Source organism: Paenibacillus sp. FSL R10-2788 (assembly GCF_038003885.1).
Taxonomy (GTDB): domain Bacteria; phylum Bacillota; class Bacilli; order Paenibacillales; family Paenibacillaceae; genus Paenibacillus_AQ; species Paenibacillus_AQ odorifer.
This window is the reverse complement of sequence record NZ_JBBOQA010000001.1, coordinates 5,521,244-5,533,370: the sequence shown is the minus strand read 5'-3', so window position 1 is coordinate 5,533,370 and position 12,127 is coordinate 5,521,244. Positions and strand designations below refer to the sequence as shown.

4 protein-coding genes, 8 tRNA genes and 3 rRNA genes are annotated in these 12,127 nt (G+C 42.5%); all 15 read left to right on the top strand.

Annotated elements, in window-relative coordinates; all coding sequences use genetic code 11:
* Nucleotides 1-17 precede the first annotated feature (17 nt).
* The 15 genes from NSQ50_RS24665 (at nucleotide 18) to NSQ50_RS24595 (ending at nucleotide 11,959) form a co-directional block, all read left to right on the top strand.
* Nucleotides 18-1,575: ribosomal RNA gene (locus NSQ50_RS24665) — 16S ribosomal RNA — on the top strand.
* Nucleotides 1,576-1,837: 262 nt separating this feature from the next.
* Nucleotides 1,838-4,764, top strand: a 23S ribosomal RNA gene (locus NSQ50_RS24660).
* Nucleotides 4,765-4,892: 128 nt separating this feature from the next.
* A 5S ribosomal RNA gene (gene rrf, locus NSQ50_RS24655) occupies nucleotides 4,893-5,009 on the top strand.
* The 16S, 23S and 5S rRNA genes sit together here, the layout of an rRNA operon.
* A gap of 618 nt (nucleotides 5,010-5,627) precedes the next feature.
* A tRNA-Glu gene (locus NSQ50_RS24650) sits at nucleotides 5,628-5,702 on the top strand.
* A gap of 89 nt (nucleotides 5,703-5,791) precedes the next feature.
* A tRNA-Val gene (locus tag NSQ50_RS24645) sits at nucleotides 5,792-5,867 on the top strand.
* Nucleotides 5,868-5,955: 88 nt separating this feature from the next.
* Nucleotides 5,956-6,032: transfer RNA gene (locus tag NSQ50_RS24640), tRNA-Met, on the top strand.
* 25 nt (nucleotides 6,033-6,057) lie between these two features.
* A tRNA-Asp gene (locus NSQ50_RS24635) sits at nucleotides 6,058-6,135 on the top strand.
* Nucleotides 6,136-6,149: 14 nt separating this feature from the next.
* Nucleotides 6,150-6,222 (top strand) — tRNA-Lys (locus tag NSQ50_RS24630).
* Between the two features lie 36 nt (nucleotides 6,223-6,258).
* Nucleotides 6,259-6,333, top strand: a tRNA-Gly gene (locus tag NSQ50_RS24625).
* A 10-nt stretch (nucleotides 6,334-6,343) separates the two neighbouring features.
* Nucleotides 6,344-6,420, top strand: a tRNA-Arg gene (locus NSQ50_RS24620).
* A gap of 19 nt (nucleotides 6,421-6,439) precedes the next feature.
* Nucleotides 6,440-6,518: transfer RNA gene (locus tag NSQ50_RS24615), tRNA-Leu, on the top strand.
* 199 nt (nucleotides 6,519-6,717) lie between these two features.
* Nucleotides 6,718-7,287: an RNA polymerase sigma factor gene (locus NSQ50_RS24610; RefSeq protein WP_036687464.1), complete on the top strand. Its 570-nt coding sequence runs from the start codon at nucleotides 6,718-6,720 to the stop codon at nucleotides 7,285-7,287.
* 685 nt (nucleotides 7,288-7,972) lie between these two features.
* Complete coding sequence (locus NSQ50_RS24605; protein WP_038573026.1) at nucleotides 7,973-9,517, top strand: radical SAM/SPASM domain-containing protein; 1,545 nt, start codon at nucleotides 7,973-7,975, stop codon at nucleotides 9,515-9,517.
* A 69-nt stretch (nucleotides 9,518-9,586) separates the two neighbouring features.
* Nucleotides 9,587-9,775, top strand: a complete 189-nt coding sequence (locus tag NSQ50_RS24600) for a hypothetical protein (RefSeq protein WP_036687467.1) — start codon at nucleotides 9,587-9,589, stop codon at nucleotides 9,773-9,775.
* A 330-nt stretch (nucleotides 9,776-10,105) separates the two neighbouring features.
* Nucleotides 10,106-11,959: an ATP-binding cassette domain-containing protein gene (locus tag NSQ50_RS24595; protein ID WP_038573025.1), complete on the top strand. Its 1,854-nt coding sequence runs from the start codon at nucleotides 10,106-10,108 to the stop codon at nucleotides 11,957-11,959.
* Nucleotides 11,960-12,127: the final 168 nt, after the last annotated feature.

Genomic DNA, 12,127 nt, shown 5'->3' with positions numbered 1-12,127 from the left:
ATCGCTCTTTTCAATACTAATTGGAGAGTTTGATCCTGGCTCAGGACGAACGCTGGCGGCGTGCCTAATACATGCAAGTCGAGCGGAGTTACTTTGAAAGCTTGCTTTCAAAGTAACTTAGCGGCGGACGGGTGAGTAACACGTAGGCAACCTGCCCTTCAGACTGGGATAACTACCGGAAACGGTAGCTAATACCGGATAATTTCTTTTTTCTCCTGAGAGAAGAATGAAAGACGGAGCAATCTGTCACTGAGGGATGGGCCTGCGGCGCATTAGCTAGTTGGTGGGGTAACGGCCCACCAAGGCGACGATGCGTAGCCGACCTGAGAGGGTGAACGGCCACACTGGGACTGAGACACGGCCCAGACTCCTACGGGAGGCAGCAGTAGGGAATCTTCCGCAATGGGCGAAAGCCTGACGGAGCAACGCCGCGTGAGTGATGAAGGTTTTCGGATCGTAAAGCTCTGTTGCCAGGGAAGAACGTCCGGTAGAGTAACTGCTACCGGAGTGACGGTACCTGAGAAGAAAGCCCCGGCTAACTACGTGCCAGCAGCCGCGGTAATACGTAGGGGGCAAGCGTTGTCCGGAATTATTGGGCGTAAAGCGCGCGCAGGCGGCTATTTAAGTCTGGTGTTTAAACCTTGGGCTCAACCTGAGGTCGCACTGGAAACTGGGTGGCTTGAGTACAGAAGAGGAAAGTGGAATTCCACGTGTAGCGGTGAAATGCGTAGATATGTGGAGGAACACCAGTGGCGAAGGCGACTTTCTGGGCTGTAACTGACGCTGAGGCGCGAAAGCGTGGGGAGCAAACAGGATTAGATACCCTGGTAGTCCACGCCGTAAACGATGAGTGCTAGGTGTTAGGGGTTTCGATACCCTTGGTGCCGAAGTTAACACAGTAAGCACTCCGCCTGGGGAGTACGGTCGCAAGACTGAAACTCAAAGGAATTGACGGGGACCCGCACAAGCAGTGGAGTATGTGGTTTAATTCGAAGCAACGCGAAGAACCTTACCAGGTCTTGACATCCCTCTGAATCTGCTAGAGATAGCAGCGGCCTTCGGGACAGAGGAGACAGGTGGTGCATGGTTGTCGTCAGCTCGTGTCGTGAGATGTTGGGTTAAGTCCCGCAACGAGCGCAACCCTTAACTTTAGTTGCCAGCAGGTAATGCTGGGCACTCTAGAGTGACTGCCGGTGACAAACCGGAGGAAGGTGGGGATGACGTCAAATCATCATGCCCCTTATGACCTGGGCTACACACGTACTACAATGGCCGGTACAACGGGAAGCGAAGCCGCGAGGTGGAGCCAATCCCATCAAAGCCGGTCTCAGTTCGGATTGCAGGCTGCAACTCGCCTGCATGAAGTCGGAATTGCTAGTAATCGCGGATCAGCATGCCGCGGTGAATACGTTCCCGGGTCTTGTACACACCGCCCGTCACACCACGAGAGTTTACAACACCCGAAGTCGGTGGGGTAACCCGCAAGGGAGCCAGCCGCCGAAGGTGGGGTAGATGATTGGGGTGAAGTCGTAACAAGGTAGCCGTATCGGAAGGTGCGGCTGGATCACCTCCTTTCTATGGAGAATCGTTCTCTGCAATGAGGACATTCAAATCGGAAGCTCAGCTTCCAAAACTCAGGTTTAGGCCTGTTACTCACTCGTTGCTCAGTTTTGAGAGTTTAAGCTCTCAAGTAAGACTTGATCCTTGAAAACTGGATACCGAAACGAATTTGCGTTTTAGAACATCTTTTAGCAACTTGTGCAAACAAGTAAATGTTATTAGTGAGATGATTCCAAAGAGAATGTCATCGTATGATATTTTTCTACGGAAAAATCAAGGTTAAGCTAATAAGAGCACACGGAGGATGCCTAGGCGCCAGGAGCCGACGAAGGACGTGGCGAACAACGAAACTGCCTCGGGGAGCTGTAAGCAAGCTTTGATCCGGGGGTGTCCGAATGGGGAAACCCAGCTGTGGTAATTCGCAGTTACTCATTTCTGAATACATAGGAAATGTAGAGGCAGACCAGGGGAACTGAAACATCTAAGTACCCTGAGGAAGAGAAAACAATAGTGATTCCGTCAGTAGCGGCGAGCGAACGCGGAACAGCCTAAACCTAAGAGCTTGCTCTTAGGGGTTGTGGGACGTCTCACATGGAGTTACAAAGGAATATGGTAGGTGAAGAGGTCTGGAAAGGCCCGCGATAGAGGTAAAAGCCCTGTAACCTAAACTGTGTTCTCTCCGAGACGGATCCCGAGTAGTGCGGGGCACGTGAAACCCCGTATGAATCCAGCAGGACCATCTGCTAAGGCTAAATACTACCTGGCGACCGATAGTGAAACAGTACCGTGAGGGAAAGGTGAAAAGCACCCCGGAAGGGGAGTGAAATAGAACCTGAAACCGTGTGCTTACAAAAAGTCAGAGCCCTATTAATGGGTGATGGCGTGCCTTTTGTAGAATGAACCGGCGAGTTACGTTTAACATGCAAGGTTAAGCCGAGAAGGTGGAGCCGCAGCGAAAGCGAGTCTGAATAGGGCGAATGAGTATGTGGACGTAGACCCGAAACCGTGTGATCTACCCCTGTCCAGGGTGAAGGTGCGGTAACACGCACTGGAGGCCCGAACCCACGTACGTTGAAAAGTGCGGGGATGAGGTGGGGGTAGCGGAGAAATTCCAATCGAACTCGGAGATAGCTGGTTCTCCCCGAAATAGCTTTAGGGCTAGCCTCGGTATAAGAGTAGTGGAGGTAGAGCACTGATTGGGTGCGGGGTCCGCAAGGATTACCAAGCTCAGTCAAACTCCGAATGCCATATACTTATTGCCGGGAGTCAGACAGTGAGTGCTAAGATCCATTGTCAAAAGGGAAACAGCCCAGACCATCAGCTAAGGTCCCCAAGTGTGTGTTAAGTGGGAAAGGATGTGGAGTTGCACAGACAACCAGGATGTTGGCTTAGAAGCAGCCACCATTGAAAGAGTGCGTAATAGCTCACTGGTCGAGTGACTCTGCGCCGAAAATGTAACGGGGCTAAACACACCACCGAAGCTATGGCTAGATACGTATGTATCTGGGGTAGGGGAGCGTTGTGTAGGGGTTGAAGGTGTACTGAAAAGAGCGCTGGACACTACACAAGTGAGAATGCCGGTATGAGTAACGAAAAGATCAGTGAGAATCTGATCCGCCGAAAGCCCAAGGTTTCCTGAGGAAGGCTCGTCCGCTCAGGGTAAGTCGGGACCTAAGGCGAGGCCGAAAGGCGTAGTCGAAGGACAACAGTTTGAAATTACTGTACCACCGTAATCCGCTATGAGCGATGGGGTGACGCAGGAGGGTAGTGACGCGGACTGATGGATGTCCGTCTAAGCAGTGAGGCTGATGTGTAGGCAAATCCGCACATCGTTAAGGCTGGGCTGTGATGGGGAGCGAAAATTATAGTAGCGAAGGTCATGATCTCACACTGCCAAGAAAAGCCTCTAGCCAGGAGAAGGTGCCCGTACCGCAAACCGACACAGGTAGGCGAGAAGAGAATTCTAAGGCGCGCGGAAGAACTCTCGTTAAGGAACTCGGCAAAATGACCCCGTAACTTCGGGAGAAGGGGTGCCCCGGTAGTGTGAATAGCACGAGGGGGCCGCAGTGAAAAGGCCCAAGCGACTGTTTAGCAAAAACACAGGTCTGTGCGAAGCCGCAAGGCGAAGTATACGGGCTGACGCCTGCCCGGTGCTGGAAGGTTAAGGGGAGTGGTTAGGGGTAACCCGAAGCTATGAACCGAAGCCCCAGTAAACGGCGGCCGTAACTATAACGGTCCTAAGGTAGCGAAATTCCTTGTCAGGTAAATTCTGACCCGCACGAATGGCGTAACGACTTGGGCGCTGTCTCAACGAGAGATCCGGTGAAATTTTAATACCTGTGAAGATGCAGGTTACCCGCGACAAGACGGAAAGACCCCATGGAGCTTTACTGCAGCTTGATATTGAATTTGGGTACGATCTGTACAGGATAGGTGGGAGCCGTAGAAATCGGAGCGCAAGCTTCGGTGGAGGCGCCGTTGGGATACCACCCTGATCGTATCTAGGTTCTAACCTAGTACCCTTACCGGGTACGGGGACCGTGTCAGGCGGGCAGTTTGACTGGGGCGGTCGCCTCCTAAAGAGTAACGGAGGCGTTCCAAGGTTCCCTCAGAATGGTTGGAAATCATTCGCAGAGTGCAAAGGCATAAGGGAGCTTGACTGCGAGACCTACAAGTCGAGCAGGGACGAAAGTCGGACTTAGTGATCCGGTGGTACCGCATGGAAGGGCCATCGCTCAACGGATAAAAGCTACCCTGGGGATAACAGGCTTATCTCCCCCAAGAGTCCACATCGACGGGGAGGTTTGGCACCTCGATGTCGGCTCATCGCATCCTGGGGCTGAAGTAGGTCCCAAGGGTTGGGCTGTTCGCCCATTAAAGCGGTACGCGAGCTGGGTTCAGAACGTCGTGAGACAGTTCGGTCCCTATCTGTCGTGGGCGCAGGAAATTTGAGAGGAGCTGTCCTTAGTACGAGAGGACCGGGATGGACGTACCGCTGGTGCACCAGTTGTTCCGCCAGGAGCATGGCTGGGTAGCTACGTACGGACGGGATAAGCGCTGAAAGCATCTAAGCGTGAAGCCCCCCTCAAGATGAGATTTCCCAATTAGTAAGACCCCTTGAAGACGACGAGGTAGATAGGTTGGAGGTGGAAGTGCAGCAATGCATGGAGCTGACCAATACTAATCGGTCGAGGGCTTATCCTATACTTAGAATGCAGATTCGTTTCGGATTCAGTTTTCAGGCATCAAGCCTGAAATACGCTTAGAAATTCATTGTCACTTCTGGTGATGAACCGAATTTCACGCGGCAGCGTCTGTTTCACAGACGCATGTTTGGTGGCGATAGCGGAGGGGTTCCACGCGTACCCATCCCGAACACGACCGTTAAGCCCTCCAGCGCCGATGGTACTTGGACCGAAGGGTCCTGGGAGAGTAGGACGTTGCCAAGCACGCAAGACCACTGTTGAGTATTCGACAGTGGTCTTTTTGTTGTACGATGTTTAGCAGTTTATTATAAGGATAGGCAATCACTGTGAAGTGGTTTTTGAATGAAAATTAGTTCATGGAGGCAAATGATCATGATTATATGGATCAATGGTGCTTTTGGTCCAGGGAAGACAGAAACCGCAAATGAAATTTATCGAAGAAAAACATAGCTAGCGAATATGATGGAATAATTATCGTACCTATGACCCTAGTGAATCCGGATTATTGCAGGGAAATCATCAGCAAGTTAATGGATGGAGGTATTGAGCTTTATCATTTTAGTTTGTGTGCCTCCCGAGAGACCTTGCTTAAGAGATTAAGCATTAGAGTGAAGGAAAAGACTCTTGGGCTGCTCAGCAGATCGACAGGTGCATCAGAGGGCTTGATCACGAGGTATTTAAGCAGCATCTAGACACGAATGATAGAACTATAGGTGAAATCGTTGAGATAATATCTCAAAAGCTTCATATCAATCTATTACCTAGGAAGAGTAAAAAGAAAAATAATTAGTTTAGGTATTGCTATACTTAATAATACATGATATAATCTTTTTTGTTGTCAAAACAATTTGTTTTTAAAACGGCCCGTTGGTCAAGGGGTTAAGACACCTCCCTTTCACGGAGGTAACATGGGTTCGAATCCCATACGGGTCACCATTTCTTCTTGAAACAACATTAGACTTCTAGAAAAAATGGTTGCATTACAGTTTTGATTGTGTTATGATAATTAAGTTGCTTCTTTACATGGAGGCTTAGCTCAGCTGGGAGAGCATCTGCCTTACAAGCAGAGGGTCGGGGGTTCGATCCCCTCAGCCTCCACCATAACACATCCCTAAAAGTGAAGTTAATGCTTCACTGAGGAATCCGGATACTTTCCGGGGGATCCAAGGGAATTAATACTTTTTACTGACGCGGGGTGGAGCAGCCCGGTAGCTCGTCGGGCTCATAACCCGAAGGTCGCAGGTTCAAATCCTGCCCCCGCAACCAATTTTCATTAAGCAATTATTCTTCTGGAACCGTGGTGTAGTTGGCCTAACATGCCTGCCTGTCACGCAGGAGACCGCGGGTTCGAATCCCGTCGGTTCCGCCATTTTCTTGCTTTATGAGCCATTAGCTCAGTTGGTAGAGCACCTGACTTTTAATCAGGGTGTCGAAGGTTCGAGTCCTTCATGGCTCACTTCTTTAGTGAGTCGGACATCAATACATACCGTGTGCGGACGTGGCTCAGCGGTAGAGCATCGCCTTGCCAAGGCGAGGGTCGCGGGTTCGATTCCCGTCGTCCGCTCCATATAAATTTTGCGCCCTTAGCTCAGCTGGATAGAGCGTTTGACTACGAATCAAAAGGCCGGGAGTTCGAATCTCTCAGGGCGCGCCATATTTTAACTTAATACTTTGCCGGTGTGGCGGAATGGCAGACGCGCTCGACTCAAAATCGAGAGGGAAACCGTGGAGGTTCGAGTCCTCTCACCGGTATATCGAAAAAACTTGTAAGATTGCTTCCAGCAATTTTACAAGTTTTTTTTATTTTTTAAATATAGCTATTTCTAGTGGTCTTTTTGTTTCGCTGAATGCTTCTAGTAGCATATATTGTGAATCATACATCACTTCCAAAATAAGGTTTATCAACTATTATTATGTATTATAATGTAAATTAAAGGGAGTGAAAATATTCATGTTCTTCACCATCCTATCTACTGTAGAAGTTAACGAGGATGTTGTATTTCTAACAGAGCTATACGATAGGTATTATCCTATTATGAAAAAGAAGGCTTATGAGATCTTGCAGGACTATGATGTTGTTGATGATATGATACAGGAGTCCTTCGTCAGACTAATCAGTAAAGCCGCATTATTGCGTTCCCTAGACCTGCATAAACAAGTATCCTATCTGGTCCATACCGTACATAATACTAGTATTAATCATGCGAAGCAGCGCAAAAGACATCTGAATCATACCTCTTCAGGGATAACCGCTGACAGTATAGAGCAAATAGCCGACAAGCAGCCTAGCATCGAGGAGATGTATAGCCTCAAGGAGGATTACACAGAGATTGCCAAGATACTCAGTGAGTTATCAGAACGGGATCAGACTTTATTGTATAACAAGTACATTCTTGAATGGAGTGATCACAAGCTTGCTGCTTCTATGGATGTCCAAGCGGTGAATATTAGATCCTATTTGACCAGAGCCAGGCGCAGAGCAATGAAGCTGCTTCTTAAGAATGGCGGAAGTGGAGTATGAAGAAACATCTGCATAAGAAAAAAATAGAGGGAAATTACGAAGAAATCTTTATTTGCATGACCTTAGAGAGTAGAATATGCTGAACCTGCTGTACAGGAGAAGATAATAATACCCTTTATAGTATATCTCGGTGACATCTGTTTCGCTGACTATTGAGAGTGGGAGAACAATAAAGAATTATACGGATTATGATACTTCTATTACTCTCACCCTACAAAAGAGGTAAAACAGCAGCAATCAATGGTCTGATGTGAAGTCTTGGACCCAGTCTTTCTCGAGCATGGGCTAACATGCTTCGAACGGGTTTAACTATGTCAATTCCGGGAATACCTACCGGGTGGTACATATAACAAAATTTGTGGAATATAGTACGGTTCTGGAGACAATAAACTCCTATTCGTATGAATTCAAGTATTAAGACTCCGATTCTAGCCTAGCAAAAAAGAGCAGCGCTTATGCTGCTCTTTTTTGATTTAGAGTGTTGCAGGTTTCTATGCGAAGTTGTCTATTAAAATATGGGGCTCGGTTTAGTCTTATCAAGTAGAGTTTTCGCCTACTAAACTTCATAACCTAGATGTGGTAAGACCAAAAAGTAACATATTAAAAAAATAATGTGTTGATATTTTTTTAATATGTTACTATAATAATATTCAAGAGTTGTATTTTAATGGCAGGAGGTAATGAAATGGATTTATATAAAGATAACTTCGAAAACTTTTCAGAACTCTTTAATTACATCCAAGAATACAAAAAAGAAAAACCAGCACAAACAGCACTTTCCATAGGGAAGATATTCTCTGAACATAACTTTTACTACTTCTACGATAGTGGTACAAGTAAGGTTGTGATGCTTGACAATGATATAGCTCAGTTATTTGAATTGTTAATTTCCTCTAATAAAAGCTTAGATGAATTAAATCAATATATTTATGCTCACAACGTTAATGTAGATGAATTAATGACTTCAATTAATGAGGAGGATTTATTCAAAGGATTCAAAATTAAGCACTTATATAATGACATATCCCTAGAGTATATAAAAAATGAAATGAATACAGGGACAACGCAACTCATTTTGGAATTAACTGGAAAATGCAACATGCGTTGTCGCTATTGTATATATCATGATGGGTATCCTCACAATCGGGCGTTTACTTCAAAAAGAATGTCATCTGATACGGCGCTTAAATCTATTGATTACATGAAACTTTATGGGGATCAGCAGGAAGTTTCTATTACTTTTTATGGTGGAGAGCCTTTACTTGAATTCGAGCTATTAAAAGAAGTTATTGAATACTCGAAGGTTGCTTTAGCAGGAAGGACTATACAATTTTCTTTTACTACTAACTTGTCTGTATTAACCCCCAAAATGGCTGAATATTTTTCTACCGTTGACAATTTATCTATTCTTTGTAGCATTGATGGTCCCAAAGAAATACATGATATGTATCGAGTTTATAAGAATGGCTCAGGCTCATTTGATGACGTTTTCAAGAAATTCAAATTATTAAATAGTGTAGCTAGAAAAAATGGTAAAGAAATGCACATAAGTGCAAATGCGGTGTACATGCCTCCGTTTAGCGAAGAAAAGGTTTCTCAAATAGATGACTTTTTTACAAATTTAGATTTTACTCATGAAGATTTCCGATATCAATTAGGTTATGCCGGTCCTGGTACTGTGCCTGAAGAATTGCTTAAAAGCTCCGATTATAATGACCAATCGCTACGACAATGGCAGGATAAGCAAATCAGTATTACTAGCAATTTGGAAGAAATTAAAGAACAAACTATCTTTAATTCACTTGACAGAATTCATAAAAGAAGTGTAACAAAAAGAGCTACTAATTTTGTGCCAATGAACGGTTGTTGTGTTGTTGGATCCCGACGATTATTTGTTTCCGCAGATGGCGATTTTCTCGCATGTGAAAGGATAGGAAACAGTCCTTCAATAGGAGATATAAATCAAGGGATTATTGAGGAAAAGATTTATAAAAAATATGTTTATGAATTTTCCGAAGTTTGGGAAAATATTTGCTCTGATTGTTGGGCTGCTAAACTTTGTAGTAGTTGTTATGTAGACAGAATGGATTCTTCGGGAGTCAGGGAACCTGATCTTGCAGAGTGTGAATATTATAGAAGTACAACAGAACGTAGTTTAAGGAATTATCACAACTTACTTAGGACATCACCGGAACAGTTAGCAATCTTTAATGAAGATGTTCTTTTATAACAATTGATTTCTCGGTTTAATTGTTCTCATTTAAACCTGGATAAATACATAATGAAAGGAGGTGAGAATATGCTGAAAATTATGAATCCATATCAACAGCAAGCTATTGACAATGAGAGCATAGCTTTTCGTGCGCCATGTGTGTGTAACTCTAAATTAGCGAACCAAGCAGCTACTAAGGTTTCAGGAACTGGTTGTCAATGCTCTTGCATCGGTTCAGTAAATGAAGCGGCTAACCAAGACGCAGCAAGAAACTAGTTTTACAAACCAGCAGTATGTGTAATTCTCAATTAACGAACTATTCAGTTAATAAAATTTCAGAACCTGATTGTAATTGCTCTTGCGTCGGTTCTGTAAACAACGCGTATAACTCCGACGCGGCAAGAAATTGAGTTTCACAATACAACAGTGTCTTCGTCCAATACCGACGAAGACACTGTTGTATTCAAATCTAAGGTTGTTAGACTGGAGTTACTCTTCAGAAGGCTATGACCTATATTGAAATACAATAACCATACCACATTATTCTTCAGGGTTTAGTCACGTCCTTAGTACTTAGAACACAATTAATACTGGAGGATAATTGAGATGAAGAAATTCAACAATTTTAGACACTTTAGTAACTACTTTGCTATTATAAAAACTACTCTAAGCGTATTATTCGCCTCTTCAAAAAAATACTTCATATTAATTTTAGTCTTAAGTTCTGTTATGGCTTTACCTGATATCATAAACTTAATTGTATGGCAGCATATAATAGATCAAATAGGTTCTCTTTTAATAAATGACACCAAAGATTATATTATCATAATATATCTCTTTCTTCTTCATTTCATTATTGTACTAATAAAATTAATTATTAATAAAACTACAAATTATGTAAAGGAAATTTATACTGTATTAGTTGATAAGTATATAACAAATAAAACTATTGAAATTGTAGACAGCATGGAAATGCAAGATTTCGAAGATCCAAGACTACATAATGACATCCAAAAAACAAATGACGAGTCAACAGTGAGAAGTATAGGTATTTTGAATAACATTGTTGAGATTATCATGAATATGACTTTATTCGTTGGTACAATAAGTATATTGGCATCTTACCAGATAAGTATAGTGATTATCATCATACTATCAATAGTCCCAAGTACAATAATTAATTTAAAATCTATGTCAAAGTTATTTGAAGTATATGATAAACGATATGAAAAAACTAGGTACTATAGTTCTTTAAAGGATATGATAGTTACATATGAAAATTTCAAAGAAATGAAATTATTTTCCAACATATCTTTTATACAGAATATCATTAATAATATTTTTGAAAAGATAATTGAGCAAGATAAAAATGTAAAAAGAACTTTAACTATAAAATCTACAGTAGGTGATTCTATTCAACATTTACTGACCTATTTATTGAAAATAATTATAGTTGTTAATGGTATTATGAGTAAACTGTCAATCGGTGTGATCATAATGAGTATTGAAACTGCTACCAAGCTGCAAAATGCTTTGATCAATTTAATAAGCTGTGCTTTGACACTATATGAAAATTGTTTGTATTTATTGAGCTTTGAAAGGTTAAACAAAATAAATTCAATAAAAAGCGAGGAAGTTAGTGAGGATTTAATAAAGGATTTTGTCGTGGATTCAATTGAGTTTATAGGAGTTTATTTTAAATATCCAAGCTCATGTAACCATATATTAGAAGATATAAATTTGACATTAAAAAAAGGATTTGATTATGCAGTTGTCGGATATAACGGAAGTGGAAAAACTACGTTGATCAAGCTCATTTTAGGGTTATATGCACCAACAAAAGGCGAGATATTAATCAATGGCATTAATAGAACTATGTACGACAAGAAAGCCTATTTCGAGAAAATGAGCGCGATGTTCCAGGATTTTGTGAAGTTTCCGCTTACAATAAGAGAAAATATTGGAATTTCAATGGTTGATAATATTAACAATATGCCAGTTATAATAGAAGCTTCCGTCTTAGGTCAAGCACATGATTTTATTAATGAATTGAATAGGAAATTTGATACAAAATTATTGATTGGATGGGAAAATAGTGAGGATATTTCAACAGGACAATGGCAAAGACTTGCTATCTCAAGAAGTTTCGTCCGGGAAGCAGACGTTATGGTATTTGATGAACCAACAGCAGCTTTAGATGCTAAGACAGAAAGTGAAGTCTTTGAAAATATGGTAAACAAAAAAACAGAGAGGATTAATATAATTATTACTCATAGATTCACTAATATAAAAAATATTGATCAAATAATTGTAATACACGAAGGAAAAGTAGACGCTGTGGGGGATCATGATTTTCTGATTAGCAATAATAAAATATATGCGGAGCTGTATGACATTCAAGCAGACAACTATAAAGGATTCATTAAAGAGCCTGCTCTTGCTGGTGAGTTGTTAAAATAATATAAAGAGCTCAAAGCAGTAATCAGTGCTTGACAAAGTGTCCAAAAGGTGAAAATGGAAAAACATCTGATACTCCTGTATTGTTGTAATTCTTGAAGAAGGAATAAACAGATGTCTATATAGTATATCAACAAAATGCTTGACATACTTAATTTTTCAGTTTTCATA

Coding starts and splice junctions, on each gene's coding strand:
- NSQ50_RS24595 (WP_038573025.1), top strand. CDS start 10,106: ATGAAGAAATTCAACAATTTTAGACACTTTAGTAACTACTTTGCTATT.
- NSQ50_RS24600 (WP_036687467.1), top strand. CDS start 9,587: ATGCTGAAAATTATGAATCCATATCAACAGCAAGCTATTGACAATGAG.
- NSQ50_RS24605 (WP_038573026.1), top strand. CDS start 7,973: ATGGATTTATATAAAGATAACTTCGAAAACTTTTCAGAACTCTTTAAT.
- NSQ50_RS24610 (WP_036687464.1), top strand. CDS start 6,718: ATGTTCTTCACCATCCTATCTACTGTAGAAGTTAACGAGGATGTTGTA.